This window comes from Fenollaria massiliensis, assembly GCF_023347705.1.
GTDB lineage: Bacteria > Bacillota > Clostridia > Tissierellales > Peptoniphilaceae > Fenollaria > Fenollaria massiliensis.
On record NZ_CP096649.1, the window covers coordinates 886,876 to 905,610 of the forward strand.

The 18,735-nt window shown below is 32.3% G+C and carries 16 protein-coding genes; all 16 read right to left on the reverse strand.

Annotated elements, in window-relative coordinates; genetic code table 11:
* Window positions 1-2 precede the first annotated feature (2 nt).
* Window positions 3-899 (reverse strand): tRNA epoxyqueuosine(34) reductase QueG, encoded by an 897-nt coding sequence (queG, locus tag M1R53_RS04545; protein ID WP_249242131.1) that lies wholly within the window; start codon window positions 897-899, stop codon window positions 3-5.
* The gene (rodA, locus tag M1R53_RS04550; protein ID WP_249242132.1) at window positions 896-2,026 is read right to left on the reverse strand and encodes a rod shape-determining protein RodA; all 1,131 of its coding nucleotides are present in this window, start codon (window positions 2,024-2,026) and stop codon (window positions 896-898) included. The genes queG and rodA overlap by 4 nt, the downstream gene beginning before the upstream one ends.
* Window positions 2,027-2,178: 152 nt before the next feature.
* Window positions 2,179-2,820 carry a 50S ribosomal protein L25 gene (locus tag M1R53_RS04555; protein WP_085840124.1) on the reverse strand — a complete coding sequence of 214 codons (642 nt, stop codon included), beginning with the start codon at window positions 2,818-2,820 and terminating at the stop codon, window positions 2,179-2,181.
* 23 nt (window positions 2,821-2,843) lie between these two features.
* On the reverse strand, window positions 2,844-3,905 hold the full coding sequence (locus M1R53_RS04560; protein WP_164993635.1) for a peptidylprolyl isomerase: 1,062 nt from the start codon (window positions 3,903-3,905) through the stop codon (window positions 2,844-2,846).
* Between the two features lie 72 nt (window positions 3,906-3,977).
* Window positions 3,978-7,454 carry a transcription-repair coupling factor gene (gene mfd, locus M1R53_RS04565; RefSeq protein ID WP_249242133.1) on the reverse strand — a complete coding sequence of 1,159 codons (3,477 nt, stop codon included), beginning with the start codon at window positions 7,452-7,454 and terminating at the stop codon, window positions 3,978-3,980.
* A gap of 7 nt (window positions 7,455-7,461) precedes the next feature.
* On the reverse strand, window positions 7,462-8,025 hold the full coding sequence (gene pth / locus M1R53_RS04570; protein WP_249242134.1) for an aminoacyl-tRNA hydrolase: 564 nt from the start codon (window positions 8,023-8,025) through the stop codon (window positions 7,462-7,464).
* Complete coding sequence (locus M1R53_RS04575) at window positions 8,025-8,975, reverse strand: ribose-phosphate diphosphokinase (RefSeq protein ID WP_249242135.1); 951 nt, start codon at window positions 8,973-8,975, stop codon at window positions 8,025-8,027. The genes pth and M1R53_RS04575 overlap by 1 nt, the downstream gene beginning before the upstream one ends.
* Window positions 8,972-10,363, reverse strand: coding sequence for a bifunctional UDP-N-acetylglucosamine diphosphorylase/glucosamine-1-phosphate N-acetyltransferase GlmU (glmU, locus tag M1R53_RS04580; RefSeq protein ID WP_249242136.1), 1,392 nt, complete (start codon window positions 10,361-10,363; stop codon window positions 8,972-8,974). The genes M1R53_RS04575 and glmU overlap by 4 nt, the downstream gene beginning before the upstream one ends.
* Complete coding sequence (locus M1R53_RS04585) at window positions 10,363-11,748, reverse strand: MATE family efflux transporter (RefSeq protein ID WP_249242137.1); 1,386 nt, start codon at window positions 11,746-11,748, stop codon at window positions 10,363-10,365. The genes glmU and M1R53_RS04585 overlap by 1 nt, the downstream gene beginning before the upstream one ends.
* Before the next feature lie 8 nt (window positions 11,749-11,756).
* Window positions 11,757-13,406 carry a hypothetical protein gene (locus M1R53_RS04590; RefSeq protein WP_249242138.1) on the reverse strand — a complete coding sequence of 550 codons (1,650 nt, stop codon included), beginning with the start codon at window positions 13,404-13,406 and terminating at the stop codon, window positions 11,757-11,759.
* Window positions 13,399-14,190, reverse strand: coding sequence for an ABC transporter ATP-binding protein (locus M1R53_RS04595; protein WP_249242139.1), 792 nt, complete (start codon window positions 14,188-14,190; stop codon window positions 13,399-13,401). The genes M1R53_RS04590 and M1R53_RS04595 overlap by 8 nt, the downstream gene beginning before the upstream one ends.
* Before the next feature lie 23 nt (window positions 14,191-14,213).
* Window positions 14,214-14,708 (reverse strand): TDE2712 family protein, encoded by a 495-nt coding sequence (locus M1R53_RS04600; protein WP_249242140.1) that lies wholly within the window; start codon window positions 14,706-14,708, stop codon window positions 14,214-14,216.
* Between the two features lies 1 nt (window position 14,709).
* The gene (locus tag M1R53_RS04605; RefSeq protein ID WP_249242141.1) at window positions 14,710-15,540 is read right to left on the reverse strand and encodes a CvfB family protein; all 831 of its coding nucleotides are present in this window, start codon (window positions 15,538-15,540) and stop codon (window positions 14,710-14,712) included.
* Between the two features lie 147 nt (window positions 15,541-15,687).
* On the reverse strand, window positions 15,688-16,365 hold the full coding sequence (locus M1R53_RS04610; protein WP_019213650.1) for a hypothetical protein: 678 nt from the start codon (window positions 16,363-16,365) through the stop codon (window positions 15,688-15,690).
* A complete protein-coding gene (locus M1R53_RS04615) occupies window positions 16,358-17,377 on the reverse strand; it encodes a lysylphosphatidylglycerol synthase transmembrane domain-containing protein (RefSeq protein ID WP_249242142.1) in 1,020 nt (339 codons plus the stop codon). Before M1R53_RS04615 ends, M1R53_RS04610 begins: the two co-directional genes overlap by 8 nt.
* Window positions 17,377-18,666, reverse strand: coding sequence for a M18 family aminopeptidase (locus M1R53_RS04620; RefSeq protein WP_249242143.1), 1,290 nt, complete (start codon window positions 18,664-18,666; stop codon window positions 17,377-17,379). The genes M1R53_RS04615 and M1R53_RS04620 overlap by 1 nt, the downstream gene beginning before the upstream one ends.
* Between the last annotated feature and the right edge of the window lie 69 nt (window positions 18,667-18,735).

Consider the following 18,735-nt stretch of genomic DNA (forward strand, 5'->3'; position numbering starts at 1 on the left):
TTTCATTTGACTATATCATTTTTATTATTATCTATAATATTTGCATTTCTTTCGAGGATTTTTTTGCCTCGCCATAAGGCTGCCATGGCTTTATATTTTTCTTTAAATTCTCTATTGCTTAAGTTAAAATCATCTTTATATACAAGTCCATAGTCATCCAATTCATGAAACTCTTCATGATAAACTTTTTTGGCATTTTTATTATAAGGGCAGACTTCCTGGCAAATGTCACAGCCATATATGTAAGTCTTTATATTTTTCTTTTCAAATTCACTTAAGTCGCCCTTTTTTTGAGTGATATACGATAGACACTTTGTCATCTGCATCTTATAGCCGCAAAGTGCTCTATTTGGACAAGCTCTCTCACATATATCACATGCGCCGCAATCAATTTTTAGACTTTCATCAAAAAAATCACTAGGCTCATTACTTATTATATACCCAATAAAGATAAAAGAACCCAAATTTGGATTAATAATGCATGTGTTTTTACCTAAAAATCCTAATCCTGATTTTTTTGCAAGAAGTCTTTCAATCAAAGGACCTGTGTCAACAAAGACATGACTTTCACTTTTCTCATCTAAAAATAATTCTTTATCAATTTTATCAAGCTTTTCCTTGAAAATTTTGTGATAGTCATATCCATAAGATGACCTTGATAATAAATAAGTGCCATCTTTTTTCTCTGCTTTTTTATAATTATAACTTAAGCCAAAAACAATTATACTTTTAGCATTCGGAAAAAGAGTTTTTGGATTTAATCTTTCTTCCTTATTGTACTTAGTAAATTCATTTGATGCATCTCCAAGCAAATCTAATCTTGATGCATCGGTAATCCTAAATGCATCAACGCTGTATTTTTTTTTTAATTTATCAAGTTCACTGTGTTTTATGATCATTTTAATAATTCAAAACTATCGTCAGTAAATCTTTTTGCTCCTCTATTATAATTAACAGAAAGAACTAGACCTATACACGCAAGGCCTGTTAATTGGAAGGTTCCTGCATAGCTTATAAATGGTAGAGGAATTCCTGTAACTGGTAAAATTCCTAGTATCATACCTATGTTTTGCACTATATGAAATAAAAACATACCTAAAAATCCTGATACCATTGCTGAACCAAATACATTGTCAGAATTTTTAGCAATATTGATCATTCTGTGTAGCATAATATAATATAAAAATATCATTATTGCTCCGCCTAAAAATCCCGTTTCCTCTCCAACTATAGCAAATATTGAGTCTGTGTGTTTTTCTGGAACATATTTATATAAGTTTTGTGTGCCCTTAAATAAGCCTCTGCCAAAAAATTTACCCGAGCCCAAGGCAATCTTCCCTTGAATAACTTGTCTACCTGAGCCCATAGCATCTCTTGTTGGATCAAGAAAGTCATATATTCTGTTCTTTTGATATTGGTTCATTGAAAACCATAAAGCTGGTATTGATAAAATTCCTAAGCCTATGGCGTACATAACATATTTTAAAGAAATTCCTTGTGAAAATATCATTATGAAAATGAAAAATACATATACAATTGCTGTACCAAAATCTGGTTGTAAAAGTATCAAAAAAACTGGTAAGAATGCAAATGCAAGTATTTTAAGTAAAACAAATGGATTATTTAAATTTTCTATATTTTTATCTATGTACTTTGCAAGTGATATTATTAAACCTACCTTTACAAACTCTGATGGCTGAAAAGAAAATCTAGATCCTATCTGTATCCAGCTTTTCGCATCGTGAACAGTTTTTCCAAATATAAGTGTTGCCACTAATAATAAGATGCATCCAGCATATATAAAAAGGTATAGCTTGCCCCATATATTGTAATCGATTATCATCAAAGTAAACATCACAACTAGTCCTAATGCTAAAGACAAAAAATGTGTTTTCATTAAGCCGTTTTGTACTGGCTTTGCAAATGATAGTGTAGTTGAATATACCATGATGGTGCCAAAAGCAAGTAGCGCCAGTATTGACATTACTAAAATTATATCTATTCTTAACTTAGGTTTTTTAATCATATTTTTCTCCTTTGCATACATATTTATTATAAAATAAATATTTCTCTAAGTCAAGAAGTATACTGATTATAATTTACTTTTTAATTAAATAATTTTATACAAAATAAAAAGCCTCGCTACTCTTAACGAGCGGCAAGGCCATATAAACAATATTATTCGTTGTCTGCTTCTTCTTTTTCTTCTTTACCTACTACAGGTACATCAGCTGCTGAAGTTTCAACTGCTTCTTCTTCTTTTTCTTCTCTTGGTGCTGATAATGAACATACAACTTCATCTAGATCTATAAGTACTTCAACATCTTTGTTGTCACCAACTATATCCTTAACTGTGAATGAGTCATCATATTCCATGTTTTGAACATCAATTGAGAAACTATCTGGAATGTTACTTGGTAATACAAGAACTTCGATAGTATCAAGTTGTTGATTTAATACAGATGGTTGTTTTCTGATTTCATCTCTGTTAAGTAATTCAACTGGAACTTCGATCTTAATCTTTTCATCCATGTTAATTCCTTGGAAACCAACATGTAGAATTTGATTTTTGAATGGGTGTCTTTGAATTTCCTTAATGATAGCTGGTCTAACAGCTCCATCGATGTCAAGATCTATGATACTTGTCATACCTGCTTTTTGGTATAACATTTTGAATTCTAGATCATTGATAGTAATGTGTTCTGATTCTTTTCCTTTTTGGAAAATTGCTGCTGGTAATTGTTCATTTTGTCTAATTTTATCAACTTTATTTTTTCCTACAGCTTCACGCTTTTGTGCTTTTAATTTGTATTCAGCCATAATATCCTCCTTAAATTTATTACTTATTTATTATCTGATTTGTCTTCAGCTTCACTGTCATCTTTTGTTTCAGTGTCTTTGCTGTCGTCTTTAGTATCAGCGTCTTTGTTATCAGCATCTTTTGCTTCATCGTCTGTCTTTACATCGTCATCTTTAATTTCTGGTAAATCCATCTTCTTAACGTCTGCATTTGCTCTAAGCTCTTTCATGTATCCAACAAATTTTTGAGTTTTTAATGTTTGTTCTATCTCAGCTTTTAAATCTTCAAGTTGATCTTTTTTATCTTCAACTTTTACTATGTGATATCCCATATCACTCTTAAATACTTTTGAGTAAGAACCGATTTCAGTTGAGCTAACTGCATTTAAGAACTCTTCTGGCATTGATGATGCTTGAACTTCGCCCATCTTACCGCCATTTGATGCTGAGTAAGTATCACTTGATTCTTTCTTAGCTAGTTCAGCAAAATCTTCACCAGCTTGAAGTCTATCGTAAAGCTTTTTAGCGTCATCTTCATTGTCCGCCATGATTTGGCTTAAGCTATACTTTATAAGCTTATCCTTGTTAGAATCATAGAATTCTTTGATTTCTTCATCAGTAATCTTATTGTCCTTATAAAAAGATTCTTCTAGTTTTTGTTGCTTATAATCTTTTTTGATGCTATCTTTAATGAAATCATCTGTTATATTTTGTTGTTTCAAGAATTGTTCGTATTGTTCTTTACCGCCCATATCCTTGATTGTTTGTTCATATAACTTGTTTACTTCTTCATCTTCGATAGCAATCTTCTTCTTATCGATTTCTTGATTAATAAGTTCATCAACTATAAGTTTTTCAAGTATATTATCTTTAAGCTTATCCTTAAAAGAAACACCGTCTTTATCAGTTTTCTTTAGCGCTTCTTCTCCAAGTTGTTGCTTATACATACGTTCATATACTTTATAGTTTTCTGTGAAATCTTTTTCACTTATTGCTTTTCCGTTAACTGTTGCTACTGCATCTTCATCTGCTTTTTTACAAGATGTAGCAAATAAGATTGACATCACAGTTAAAACAAGCAAAATAATTTTAATGTTTTTCTTCATCATATCTCCCCTTAATTTTTACTCATAGAATTATTATATATCTTTTTAAATAAATTTTCAAGCTTTTTTTATCTATTTACTCATTTTAAATAAAATTAATATATCTTTTATGAGTTTTATCTTGTTTTCGCCCTCTATAGATATTCTTATAACGTTCATATATCTCTTGTTTATATAAAGTCTGTTCTTATATTTCTTATATATATCAGCTATCCATTGAGGATTGATAACTTTATCGTTTAAAAATTCTATCCTGAAATCTCCACCGACCTCATTAATTGATGTTATTGAAAATTCTTTTGCCATGGATCTAATCTCGCTTATATCGATTAGATTAACTATTGATTTAGGTATATCGGCAAATCTGTCAACGATTTCATCTATAAGCTCGCTCTTCATCTCTTCGTTTTCAACTGCAGCTATCTTTTTATATAGATCCATCTTAATGTATTCGTCAGGAGCAAAATCATCTGGTATATAAGCATCAACGGTGATGTCGACTCTTGTGTCAATATCTTCTTTAACCTCATATCCTCTAAGCTTCTTTATAGCAAGATTTAAATATTTAATATATAAATCATAACCAATCGCAGCGATGTGGCCGTGTTGAGACGTTCCTAATAAATTACCTGCGCCTCTAATTTGCAAATCACGCATAGCAATTTTATATCCACTTCCAAGCTCAGTAAACTCTTTTATTGCCTTTAATCTCTCTTCTTGTGTTTCAGTAAGAACTTTATTTTCTTTATAAGTGAAATAGCCGTAAGCAATTCTATTCATTCTGCCTACTCTTCCTCTTAACTGGTAAAGCTGGCTTAGGCCCATATTTTCTGAGTTATAAACAATAATTGTATTTGCGTTTGGTATGTCTAGACCTGTCTCGATTATGGTTGTCGATAGCAAAACGTCATATTTATGATACATAAAATCCATCATAACTTTTTCAAGTTTTGACTCAGTCATTTGTCCGTGACCGATGGCAATTCTTGCTTCAGGAACTAAATTTTGTAATTCATTATACATTTTTTCAATGTTCTCAACATTATTAAAGACAAAAAACACTTGACCATCTCTATCCATCTCTTTAAGTATCGCATCTCTAACTAGACTCTTATTATACTCCAATACATAGGTTTGTATAGGATATCTATCTTGAGGCGCTTCCTCTATAACAGACATACTTCTTATGCCTGACAAAGCCATATGCATGGTTCTAGGTATTGGTGTAGCTGAAAGTGATAAAACGTCAACATTTTCCTTAAGTTTTTTAATTTTTTCTTTATCTCTAACACCAAATCTTTGTTCTTCGTCTATGATTAATAAGCCTAAATCTTTAAATCTAACATCATCTGATAATAATCTATGCGTTCCAACGACTATGTCTATGCTATGAGTTTTAAGTTCTTCGGCTGTTTGCTTTTGCTCTTTACTTGTTCTAAAGCGAGACATCATAGCTGAACGGATTGGATATTTATTAAATCTCTCAATAATTGTCTCATAATGCTGCTGACAAAGTATAGTTGTTGGGCATAAGAAAGCAACTTGCTTACCATCCATGATGGCTTTGAACGCTGCTCTAAGGGCTACTTCGGTTTTGCCAAAACCAACGTCCCCGCATAAAAGCCTATCCATCGGTTTATTTGACTCCATATCTCTCTTTATGTCAATAATTGCTTCGAGCTGTCCCTTCGTCTCTTCATATGGGAAAGACTCTTCAAAGTCTCTTTGCCAAGCAGTATCTTTTGAAAAGGCATAGCCCTCTTTTTCTTTTCTTATTGCATATAGCTCAACTAAATCTTCCGCCATCTTTTCAATAGCCTTCTTTGATTTTGATTTTTGCTTGATCCAGTCATTTGTCGATAATTTATTTATCTTAACGTCTTTGCTATCTTTATCAGAAAACTTCTGTATCCTATCCATCTGAGCGATTGGTACATAAAGTTTGTCCTCGCCCTTATACTGTATATATAAGAAGTCTTTTTTTACGCCAAGCACTTCTAGCTTAACTATGCCCTTATATATACCTACGCCGTGATCTTCGTGAACTATATATGTTCCTTCAGATATATCTGAAATATCAAGCTTCTTGGAAGATTTTTTCTTTCTAATCTTTTCTTTTTGTGAGCCATAAATATCATTTTCAGATAAAACTATAAATTTATTTTCACTAAAAACAAAACCTCTAGTAGATGAATCATTTCTTAATAAGAGTTGATTTGATAAAATCTTGTCATCTATCTCATCCTCTTGTATAAAAGCAATATCATTATCTTTTAAAAGAGAATAAACTCTGTCGTATCTTTCAATGTCTTTTATAGACAAAAGTATCTTATAGCCTCTAAGCTTATAGTGCCTTAAATCATCAAGAAGCGCTTCATACTTAGAATTATATTTTGTTACAGAATTTAAATGTAAATTGTAAATTGCTTTTGGATTAAAATCTTTTGTATTTAATAAAATATTTGACAGTAAAACTAAATTATTCTTTTTAATCCTATTAAGAACGTCACCATATGACATGATGGCGTTAAACTCTTTTAGAAGTATCTCGCCATTTTTATATAAGGACTCCATCTCTTGAGAGTGAAAATTTATGTACTTATCATACTCTTCTTCAAGTCTTTTACTCTCATCTAAATAAATATAAGTATTTTCATCAAAATAATCAAAGATGCTGCACTTAAATTTATCAGGAATATATCTTAATAGTAGAGATCTGTTCTTATCAAAACTATCTTCTTTAAGCATCTCAAAATATTCTTTAAACTTCTCATTCATAAGTGAGTATGAGCTTTTGTTAGCTTCTTTTGTCTTGTCAAAATCTTTTTTTAAATTATCAATAATATTTTTTTTGTATTTATCAAGAATTAAAATTTCTCTCGCCGGATTAATTGTAATTTCTTCAGTCGTTGCAATAGTTTTCTGTGTGTCTTTATCAAATATTCTTATAGAATCAATTTCATCAGAAAAAAACTCTATCCTAAATGGCATATCAGAAATCGAGTCAAATATATCCACAATAGAGCCTCTAAGAGCAAACTCACCTTTATTAGAGGCGATGCTTGCTCTTTTGTATCCAAGCTCTGTTAAAGAACTGGTTAATTCATTAATATTAACGACTTGACTAGTCTTTAAGCTAAAACTTAGACTCTTATAGATATCTTGGCTGATAAGCTCTTCATCAAGAGTTTTTACATCCATTATCAAGATAGAGTTTTTGTCCTTAAGTACAGACATAAGCGTCTGTATCCTTGAATATTCAGTTTCTAAAGAGGAGTCGCTAACATTATAAAAAAGCATCTCTCTCTTTTTTAAATAATATACATTGGCATGAGAATTTTTTAAATCCTCATAAATTCTTCTTGCTCTTGCTTCATCATATGTGATGATGATTGAGCTAGTATTTGTTTCATCTTGGATAGTTTTAACGCTAATGCCTATAGCTTCTTCTACAAGACCATTGATAAATATAGGATTTAAAGCATTTTTAACGTCCTTAACTATATCTTTGTATTGAAAAGCTAATAAGCCTTTTTGTAAAATATCCATGTTCCACCTATTTTCCGTTGTACATATTCATCGCATAATCTTCGCCTTTATCAAGTATACAAAGGCACGCTTTTGCTGCGTTTTTATATGTTTTTTCTATATCTACTTTTTCTTCTTTAGAGTATCTAGACAGAACAAAGTCTGCCAGATCAAAATGTTCTGGTTTATTGCCCACGCCAATCTTTACGCGAGTAAATTTATCGTTGTTAAGCTGATAAACAATTGACTTTAAACCGTTGTGTGTGCCAGCACTTCCTGACTTTTTTATCCTAAGCGTAGCAAAATTTATATCGATATCATCAACTATTACAATTAAATCTTTGATATCAAGTTTATAATATGCCATAAACTCTCTTATAGCAATGCCGCTCTCGTTCATATATGTCATAGGCTTCATTAGATAAAGCTTATCTCCATTATATGTCGTGTAGCCAAATTGTGCATGAAACTTAGCATTGTTTAGCTTTACATTTAGTTCGTCCGCTAATATATCTATAGTCTCAAAGCCAGCATTATGCCTAGTTCCGTCAAACCTATCGCCAGGATTGCCTAGTCCTACTATGAGTTTCATTAATCAAATATCGAGCTTATTGATTCGTTGTTATGAATTCTTTCGATTGCCTTAGCTAGTTGATCAGCTATGCTTACAACTTTAATCTTGTCAGTAACGTTACCAATGTTTAGTGGTATTGTATCTGTAATTATAAACTCTTCAAGCTTACTAGAGATAAGTCTTTCAATAGCTGGTCCAGATAGTACACCGTGAGTTGCGCAGCCATAAACTTTCTTTGCTCCGCCCTTTTCAGTTAAATATTCAGCTGCATGACAAATAGTTCCTGCTGTATCTATGATGTCATCAACTAAGATACAAGTTTTGCCTTCAACGTCGCCTATAACGTTCATAACTTCTGATACGTTTGGCTTTGGTCTTCTCTTTTCAATTATAGCGATAGGAGCGTCTAATTCATTAGCAAAATTTCTTGCACGAGTAACTCCGCCAAGGTCTGGTGAAACTACTACTACATCATTAAGATTCAATGACTTGAAGTACTCTGCTAAGTGTTTTATAGCTGATAGATGGTCTACTGGTATATCAAAGTAGCCTTGTATTTGTCCTGCATGAAGGTCCATAAGAACTGCTCTATCTGCTCCTGCTTTTTCAATTAGATTAGCAACTAATTTAGCTGTGATTGGTTCTCTTGGTTTAGTCTTTCTATCTTGTCTTGCGTATCCGTAGTATGGTATAACAGCGTTGATTCTGCCAGCTGAAGCTCTTTTACATGCGTCTATCATGATTAAAAGCTCCATAAGGTTATCATTAACTGGTTCATGTGTTGGTTGAATGATAAATACGTCAGCGCCTCTTACTGTTTCTTTGATATTTACAGCTATTTCTCCATCTGAGAAATGTGTAACTTCAGAATCAATAAGCTCTGCACCTAAGTGCTTGCATACATCTTTTGCTAATAGTCTATTAGCGTTTCCTGTTAAAACTTTTAGTTGTCCTAGAAATGAATTCATTTTTCTTCCTCCATATTTTTTTTATTTTTTACCCAATCTATCTTATCAACTTGTCTAGCTCTTGCTATTGACAAAGAATCCTTTTTAACTTCTGTTATTATGGTTGAGCCAGCAGCTACATAGGCGTTCTCGCCTATCTCAACTGGAGCAACTAAATTAGAATTGCTGCCTATAAAGGCATTATCTTCTACTTTTGATCTATATTTATTCTTGCCATCATAATTTGCAAATATTACGCCGCAGCCGATATTGACATTGCTGCCAACATCTGCGTCGCCCACATACGCTAAATGACCAGCTTTCGTGCCATCGCCTAAGCTAGCATTTTTTATTTCAACAAAGTTACCAACTTTACAATCTTTGCCAATTTTTGAATTTGGTCTAAGGTGTGCGTTTGGTCCTACCTTTGTCCTCTCATCAATAAATGAGTCTTCAATTAATGAGCTCTCTATCGTGACACCCTTTGCTATATGTGAATTATTTATCCTAGTGTAGCCATATATCTTTACATTGTCCTCGACTATCGTATTTCCTTCAAGTATAACGTCTGGATATATCTCTACGTCTCTGCCAATTTTAACATTTTCTTCTATATATACACTAGATGGATTTTTAAAGTAAACACCTTCTATCATCCATTTTGTAATAATTTTCTTTCTTACAATTCCTTCAATTTTGGATAAATCTAATTGATTGTTAACGCCTAGAGCAATATTTTGATCATCGCTTATATATGCGTCAACCTTTTTATTTTTACTCAATAGATAAGCAACAGCATCTGTAAGATAATATTCTTTTTTAACGTTATCATTCTTCAAATTGTTTATTGCGTCTAAAAAGTCTTTGCCTTTGAAGCAATATATACCTGAATTAACTTCTTTTATCTTAAGCTCCTCATCGTTTGCATCTTTTTGCTCAACTATCTTAGTAAGATTATTATCTTTATCCCTAAGTATCCTGCCATAACCATCACAATTGTCTAAGATGGCACTTAATATGGTCATATTATTATCGTTGTCTTTATGAAATTTAAGAAAATCTTTTAATATCTCTTCATCAACTAGTGGTGTGTCTCCAAAAATAACTAATACGTTATCATCAGTTTTTATATGGCCCTTGGCAAGTGATGCTGCATAACCAGTACCATAAGGCTCACCTGGCCCCATTTTTTGTTCGATAAACTCTATGCTTTTATCTGAAGAAAATTCTTCGATAACCTTATCTTTGTTGTTGCCAACAATTAAGTACCTCTTGTCAAAACCAGCTCTTTCGGTCGCATCTAAAACGTACTTTAACATTGCCTTTCCGTTTATCTTGTGTAAGACCTTAATCAGAGATGATTTCATTCTAGAACCTTCGCCAGCCGCTAAAATTATAGCTTGATTCATTAGATTATATCCCCTTTCCAATTACCTTTTTTATATAGTATGTAGCCATACAATGATGTACATAAATTTGATAAACTCATCGCAAGCCATATTGCAATAGGTCCCATCATAAATATGTGTTTAAATACTAGTATCATAGGTATTCTTAATACCCATAGTCTACCAAGTAGCATCTTCATCGCAAGATCAGTTTTGCCTGAGCCTTGGAAAAGTCCTTGATAAACATTATATAAGCCCATGCAGAAATTTGTTAGCAAGATGAAAAACAAATATTCTCTTGAAAGAGTCATAAGTTTTTCGCTTGCATTATTTAAAAATATTCCTAAAACTTGATCTCTGAATATCCAAACAAGTATTGACCCTAGAATGCAAATAAAGTTTGACATATTACAAGCCGTTCTAAATGCGAGTTTTACTCTGTCATAATTTTTAACGCCCTTGTTTTGACCAACTATACTTACTATTGATTGGCCTATACCTCCTGGTGGCTGTGATATGATTGATGTAACCCTGTTTATTGTTACAAAAGCAGTTAGTGTGTCTTGACCGTATGATAAAACAAAAGTATTTAGTATGATAAAACCTAGTGCTTCACCTGATTGGCCTACGCATGACGGAATACCTATGGAAATAATCTTTTTACAAGCAGCGCTATCAAATTTATATTTAAAAAAATTTATATCAATTAAACCTTTTTTAATTGCACTTATAATTAAAATTATTGCCATAAAGGCTTGTGATAATATAGTCGCAAGCCCTGCTCCCTTAATCCCCATGTTAAATCCTTGTAAACCTATGAATGGAATTTTATCATATATAAATATAGGATCAAGTATAGCATTAATTATTGTTGACAAACCGCTAACTATGGTTGGAGTCCTTGTGTCTCCAGCTGATTGGAACATAGAATTCGTCGAGAAAAATATAAATACAAAGGGTATTCCTAAATATAAAATATCTAGATAAGCCTTGCTCTCTTCGAATAATTTTCCTTCTGCGCCCATTAGCTTAAGTATAGTCGAAGAAAAAACTATCCCTATACTTACTAATAAGATGGACAGTATAAGAGTTAATATATAAACATTTTCTTTATATGTTTTTACTTTTTGAACATCGCCTCTACCAATAAGCTGGGAAATAAGACTCGTCGATGCTATTGATAAACCTATACCGATAGATATAAACAAAAACATAACAGGCCAGATAAATCCAGTCGCTGCAAAACTTATCTCGCCAATACCTGATACCCAATAAGAATCAACTAGATTGTAAAGCGTTTGTATTATGTTGTTTAAAACTATGGGTGTTGCGAGCGTTATTATTGTCTTTTTCATGTCTCCATGAAGAATTAAGTCTCGTCTTTCATCTAAATCTATTGCTTTCATTGTTTCCCCTATTTTTTAAGTAAGTATATTAGTGCTCCTAAACCAATTAATGAATATAAATATATAAATGGTGTGTTTAAAAATATAAGTAGGGCATTTAATCCAGTAAGCACAGCTGTTATAAACATAGCCGCAATTCCTGCCCAGAAATATCCTTTTTGCCCATTTTTAATTTTTGCAACGTCCATCGAGAATGGTATATTCTTAAGCATAAGGTCTGAAGCTATAATTTCTGATAACATTATAAATATTATTGGATTGATGTAGTCAATAAACCAAGCATTTTTTACAAATAATGACATAAGCATTGCATTTATCAAAACTGGCACAAATATGAAAGAAAATAATCCTCCTTTTTTCACGCCATTTCTAAATTCTTTAAGTCTTAGATTGCCTGTGATTAAATGTATTATAGATGCTTTATAATTTGTTGCATAATTTAAAATCTGCCAAATGCTCATAGCCATCATAGCTGACATATAATTAATTAAAGTCACGAACCTCGCATGATCTTTTAAAACCATATCAGCCATTGGGTCACTGCCCTTTTTAAACGCAGCAAATAAAAAGATTAGTGGATAAACAATTATCATAAGTGATATAGAACCTAATTGAAATTTTAGTTTTTCATCAGAGCTCTTCATCCAGAAAACCATGTTTACTCCAGCTCTTTCCATATCATTCTTGGCAAAAAACTTATTTGTTAGTCTTTGTAAGAAGCTTGACTTTTTATTTATTATAACTTTATCTTTCTTAGATAATATCTCTTCAAAATCCTTTGAAATAGCTGTGTTTATAGCAATAAGTCCAATGAAAAATACAATTAATAGTCCTGTATAAATTATATTTATTGTTTCAAAATTGCCATATAGTAATTCGAATGGTCCTGTAAACCACATTGGTATAAATAAATATTTAAAAGCTTCACTTGAAAATATTTTCAGTGCCATCTCTTTATCAACAAGATGCCCAAAAACTTGAAAGCCTATCATAAGCACAACAAAGATAAGTACTTGTACTGTTGTTATTATAGACTTTATATTAAGATTTTTAAATATTCTAAATAATACATAATAAAATATATATTCAAACATTACAAGGCTTACAGATAGCATAACTACCTCAACTAGTAGTATAGGCACTTCTTGTGGCCTTTTAACTATAGTTACCAAAAGTGCTGGACCAAACATAATTAAGGCTAATTTCACTACATATATTATTAGTGATATTAACCTTGCTAAATTTATTTCTTTTTCGCCAACAGGTTTATAAAGTAAAATGTCTCTATCTCTTGTATCTATAAGGACTTCAGTGAAGTCAACGATGATTCCTGCGAAGAACAAAAACATTCCTACAGCGAAAAGCGCTGTGTACCTAAGCTTTATATCCTCCGCTCCATAGCAAAGTCCTGCTAGTATTAGTCCATAAATTAAAAATAATATATAGCCTCTTTTGAAAAAATTGCTATTTTGAAAGAATTGTGATATTTTACTATTGCTTTCTTGACCCGAAAAGCTATTGGAAAAAGCAGATGTTCTTCTGTTTTCCATGATGAGCTTAGCCTTAAGTATCGCTCTAAGCTTGTCGTAGTCAACTTTCAGTCCTTTAAAAAGCGGTTTGAATAAATCAAGCACTTTTAGCGAGAATAATTTAAACATCACTCTCACCCATGGCTTTAACGAATTCTTCCGCTAATTCTTTATGATTTGTAAATCCAGTTACTTCATTGAATATATTTTCAAGCGATTCATCACTACCTTCATTATTATTAAGAGTCTTTTTAATATTGTCAATGCTGTCATTTAATATAACTTTTCCATTTTGCAGTAAAATTATCTTATCTGATAGTTTTTCAACTACTTCTAATATATGTGATGAATAAAATATAGTTTTGCCTTTATTTTTAAGCGAGGCAAGTATTTCTTTTATTACTAAAACTGAGTTTGCGTCAATACCGCTTAGTGGCTCATCTAAGAATACTATGTCTGGGTCGTGCAATAAGGATAAGACAAATAGATACTTTTGTCTCATACCCTTTGAGAATGATGATATTTGCGAATCCATCACATCTTTCATCTCAAGCACTTCTAGCATAGTCTTAGCTCTTTGAACAGCGCTTTCAATATCAATTTCATAAAGAGCTGCGTTTAGCTCGATATTTTCAACTGCTGTCAAATTCTCATAAACTTCACTCGCTTCTGGCACGTAGCCTATCTTTTTCTTATAATCAAGTGAATCCTTAATATTTTTACCAAAGACAGATACTTCTCCATAGTAGTCTCTATTAAGGCCCATGATTATCTTGATAGTTGTTGATTTACCAGCACCATTGGGTCCTATATAGCCAATTATCTCTCCAGAATTAACTGTAAAATTTACATCTTTTAAAATTTCTTTTCCATCAAAAGCATTTGATAAGTGCTCTACTTTTAATATCTCCATACTGCCTCCTGATGTTTTATTAATTATTTGCCTTGAACTAAATCAAGAATATAGTCTTTAAAGTCTTTACCGTTAACTGTAACTGCTCCTGTTCCTCCGAAAATATCTACATTTATCTTAAAGAAGTTCACTACTATAGTGTCTCCATCGATATATTTTTCTTCTAAATGACCTGGAACGAAAATTAGCGTCTTATTTGAATCTATCCCATCTAGGTTAAGCTTCTTAATTGGCTCAACCATCATATTTACAACGCCTAAATCTTCTGTCATCCACATATTATTGTTCCAGAACTTCTTTTCTTCTTTAGATGCGTCGCTTAATAATTCGTTATTTGATATAGCTGATAGTACCTTTCTTACTGATTCTTCATTGAATCCTTCGCAGAAAGTGTATTTCATCTCATCTCTTTCTGCTACGCTTCTGATGTAATCTTCAGAAACCTTTTCTCTTTCTGAAATGCTTTGCCAAAAGAAAAGCATCATTTCAATTACTTCTGTGTTAATTTTTACTGACATATTAATCCTCCTTAATTTCTATGGAATCGTCATTAATAATTATTTTTCTTTGTCTATATAAAATGGCGATTGCCCTTTTAAATGATGACTTACTCATATTAAATACTTTCCTAATCTCATCAGGATCGCTCTTATCTGCGTAATTCATCTTACCCTTATGCTTTAATAAAATTTCATATACCTTAATCGAGTCACTCTTGTGCTCGTCATAAGCTGATTTTTCAAGTTTAGTGCTTAATAAAAGCCTTCCGTCATCACGAACATTTTGTACCCTAAACTTCATTCTCTCGCCTACTTCATAGTCTTCGAAGACATCCTTCTTTTGAACCATGGCTTCATACTTGTCATCAATTGCTACAAATAAGCCAAATTCTCTTGATATATTATAGATAATACCATCAACAATATCGCCTTTTTTAATATTATCAGACCTCTCTAAAGTTTTTCTTATCTTCATAGTAGTTGCTAGTCTGCCAGATTTGTCTATATATAGCTTTACTAAAACCATGGAGTTAAGCTTTGGATCTCTAATAGTTTCTGAAAATGGTAGCAAGACGTCCTTGTCAAGTCCCATGTTTAAAAAGTATCCTATCTTAGTTTTGCTCACTACTTTTAGCTCTTTTATCTCGCCCACTTCTATAAATGGCAATTTAAAAGATGATACAATCTCATTATCAACTGGATAATTAAATATCTTAACTGTATCGCCTATATCATGGTGCTTTTCTTCTGACTTAACTTTATAAGTGTTCTTATCAAAGTCTTCTAGTGTATATTCGCTTTCATTTTTAGCAATTATTTTTGCTTCAATTGTTTTTCCTAAATTTTTCATTTAATACCTCTTCATAAAATTTCATGATAATTATATCATAAACAATAATTTTTTTCAATATAAGTCTAGTCAATATAAGAACTATAATAGAGCTAATAAAATCACATCTAACATGAAAAACACCTCTAATAATAGAGGTGCATCATCTTATTTATCTCTATAAGCAATCATTATGTCTTCAAGTATCTCTGGCGATGTTTTTGGTGTGTATGAAAGACAGTTTGCTCCTGCATTTATTGTCTCAAGTATATGCTCATCGCTGTGACCGCCTGTTGCTATGATAGGAAATTTCTCTCCGACTATCTTTCTTACGTGTCTAATTAAATTTGCTGTTTCTCTTCCGCCAGCTATATTAAGTATTCTTGCTCCAGCATTGATTTTGCCTTCAATATCGTCATTAAATGAAGCGATTGAAGCAATTACAGGTATATCTATATACTCAGACATCTCTTTAATAACTTCATTTTTCATAGGAGCATTTACAACTACGCCAAAAGCTCCGTGAAGCTCTGCTTGAAAAGCTATCTGTATGCTTCTTTGGCCAGTAGTCAATCCTCCGCCAACACCAACAAAGACTGGTCCCGGTGAAACATCAAGTATCGCCTTTGTTATTGATAACTCTGGTGTGAATGGATATACAGCTATAACTCCATCTGCATTAGTATTTCTGATGATGGCAACATCAGTTGAAAATACTAAGGACTTAATCCTTCTTCCCATGATGTTTATGCCTGAGCATCTATAAACTGCTTCAGGAACTTTTTGTACATGTCTTCTAAGAACAGTGTCAACACTTGGTATATACTTTTTTTCTTCGTTATTCATTTCTTTCTACCTCTTTATCTGATTTGAAATTAACTGTAAAGAACGCTCCAACTATGATTGGCGCATAAAATGTAAATACTCTCCAAAGTATTACAACTATAGCAATGGATGAGATATTTTTGTATAGTGGCCCAAATATTCCTAAAAAAGCTCCCTCTGCTCCTAGAGCAGCTCCTGGTAGAGGCACATAGCCTGATATCAAAGCGACCATACAGGCAGCGCAAACACTGAGTACTGCATCACTTGTTACTCCTCCAAAGGCTGAGAAAACTACGTGAGGTATTGACCATAATGATATATTTTGAAGTGCTACAAAGATTGCACACGGTAAAAGTTTATATAAGCCTTCACTTTTAAACACTCTAAATGAGTCATAAAATGAATCTATCTGTCTATCTAATCTTTCTATTTGCTCTTTAGGGTTTTTCTTGTTAAAAAATCTTACTATCTTAACTATAAGCTCTTTACTCTTCCTTGGAAATATTATTACGCTCGCTATTAAAAATGTTACTAAAACACTTAAAGCAACACCAAGTATCATCATAAGGCCAGTGAACCATGCCTTTCCTAAACTATGATATGAATAATATATCGAGAATAGCCCTAAAATAAGTGTAACTACATTATTTATTATAAGTAATAAAATTACTACTGACGATGAAAGTCCTGGAGCTAAGCCAAAGTCTCTCATGCGCATCACTTGCATAGGCTGTCCACCCGTTGATGATGGTGTGATTGCGTTAAAGAAGGCTCCTGTCATAGTTACCTTAAATGCATCAACTGGCCTAAGTTTTGCACCCAACACTTTTAAAAGTGCATTAAGAGAAAGTGAGCCAAAAAACCAAAATAAAAATATCAAGAAGGCTGCTAGTAGCAAATAAAATCCATTAGCTTGCCTCACTGTTGATATGATTTTCTCTGGTCCGTCAATAAAGTATGCACTTAAAAGTACTATTACTATAGATAAAGCAATTACGATTACAGAAAAGATTTTAGTCTTTTTACCCTTCATTATTTAAAAAATTCTGTGAATATCTTATACAAGTTATAATGATCTTCAACGCTTCCAAATTCTCTAACTGAGTGCATACCAAGTATTGGGTTACCGATGTCAACTGATTTTATATCTAATTGAGTTGAACTGATTGGGCCAATAGTTGATCCGCCACGAACGTCTGATCTATTTAAGAAGGCTTGTACCTTTGCTCCAGCATTTTCTGCAAATTGCTTAAATACAGAAGCTGACTCAGCGTCCGATGTATAGCTTTGATTTGCAGCGTACTTAATACAAACGCCTTCGCCCATCTTAGGCATGTTTGTTATATCGCACTTTTCTGGATAATTAGGATGATAAGCGTGAGCAAGGTCAGATGAAATCATAAATGATTTTGCCTTTACTCTATAAAATTCTTCATCATCTAAACCAAGGGCTAAAATTATTCTTCTCATAACATTCTTTAAGAATGGACTGTTTGCACCTTGTTTAGTCATTGAGCCTACTTCTTCATTATCAGAAACATAAATTAAATTTATTGCCTTTGAAGCCTTATTAGCAACAAGCGCCTTATATGATAGATGAGCCATCGCTAAGTTATCAAGTCTGCCAACTTGAACAAATTCATCGTTTAAGCCGACAATCTTGCCGCCTTCTCTGTCATATAAGAATAAATCAAAATCAAGAATATCTTCTCTAGATACTTTTAATTCCTTTGCTATGATATCTTCTAATTTAAGTTTTTCCATAGTATCGTTAATTAGCTCAAGAATTGGAAGAGTATCCTTTTGAGCGTTTATATCGAAACCCTTGTTTACTTCCCTGTTTTGATGTATGCAAAGACTTACTATACTCATAAGATCCTTGTCAATATTAATTAAGTGCATCTTAGGATGAAGTGCATCTTCTTTATTCTTTGTATATACTCTACCAGCTAGCGATAAAGCTCTATCGAACCATGTGTGCAAGATAGCTCCACCATAAACTTCAGTATTTAGCTTGTGATAGCCGTTTTGATAAATATCTGGTTCTGGTTTAACTCTAAAACATGGACTATCAGAGTGAGAAGCGATGATCTTAAAAGCAAGATCCTTTTTAGTATTTGGTAATTCAAAAGCTAAGATGGCTGAATCATTTTTCTTTACAAAATACTTTCCTCCTAAGCTTAAATCCCACTTGTCTTCTTCTTTTAATTCTTTATAGTCACTCTTATGTAGTTCTTCTTCCATCGCCTTAACAGCAAAAAAAGCACATGGACTTGCATCAATAAACTTGATTAAATCCTTTGCTAAAGTTTTTGAATTCATATCGATTCCTCCCTTTTTATAATACAATTATAAACTATGCTATATTTTATGTCAAGAAAAAGAAAAATA

Bases quoted from the DNA above. Each gene is read 5' to 3' on its own strand.
- M1R53_RS04590 (WP_249242138.1), bottom strand. From the start codon at position 13,406: ATGTTTAAATTATTCTCGCTAAAAGTGCTTGATTTATTCAAACCGCTT.
- M1R53_RS04615 (WP_249242142.1), bottom strand. From the start codon at position 17,377: ATGAAGGGTAAAAAGACTAAAATCTTTTCTGTAATCGTAATTGCTTTA.
- queG (WP_249242131.1), bottom strand. From the start codon at position 899: ATGATCATAAAACACAGTGAACTTGATAAATTAAAAAAAAAATACAGC.
- M1R53_RS04605 (WP_249242141.1), bottom strand. From the start codon at position 15,540: ATGAAAAATTTAGGAAAAACAATTGAAGCAAAAATAATTGCTAAAAAT.
- pth (WP_249242134.1), bottom strand. From the start codon at position 8,025: ATGAAACTCATAGTAGGACTAGGCAATCCTGGCGATAGGTTTGACGGA.
- M1R53_RS04610 (WP_019213650.1), bottom strand. From the start codon at position 16,365: ATGAATAACGAAGAAAAAAAGTATATACCAAGTGTTGACACTGTTCTT.
- mfd (WP_249242133.1), bottom strand. From the start codon at position 7,454: ATGGATATTTTACAAAAAGGCTTATTAGCTTTTCAATACAAAGATATA.
- M1R53_RS04595 (WP_249242139.1), bottom strand. From the start codon at position 14,190: ATGGAGATATTAAAAGTAGAGCACTTATCAAATGCTTTTGATGGAAAA.
- M1R53_RS04555 (WP_085840124.1), bottom strand. From the start codon at position 2,820: ATGGCTGAATACAAATTAAAAGCACAAAAGCGTGAAGCTGTAGGAAAA.
- M1R53_RS04620 (WP_249242143.1), bottom strand. From the start codon at position 18,666: ATGAATTCAAAAACTTTAGCAAAGGATTTAATCAAGTTTATTGATGCA.
- rodA (WP_249242132.1), bottom strand. From the start codon at position 2,026: ATGATTAAAAAACCTAAGTTAAGAATAGATATAATTTTAGTAATGTCA.
- M1R53_RS04600 (WP_249242140.1), bottom strand. From the start codon at position 14,708: ATGTCAGTAAAAATTAACACAGAAGTAATTGAAATGATGCTTTTCTTT.
- glmU (WP_249242136.1), bottom strand. From the start codon at position 10,363: ATGAATCAAGCTATAATTTTAGCGGCTGGCGAAGGTTCTAGAATGAAA.
- M1R53_RS04575 (WP_249242135.1), bottom strand. From the start codon at position 8,975: ATGAATTCATTTCTAGGACAACTAAAAGTTTTAACAGGAAACGCTAAT.
- M1R53_RS04560 (WP_164993635.1), bottom strand. From the start codon at position 3,905: ATGAAGAAAAACATTAAAATTATTTTGCTTGTTTTAACTGTGATGTCA.
- M1R53_RS04585 (WP_249242137.1), bottom strand. From the start codon at position 11,748: ATGAAAGCAATAGATTTAGATGAAAGACGAGACTTAATTCTTCATGGA.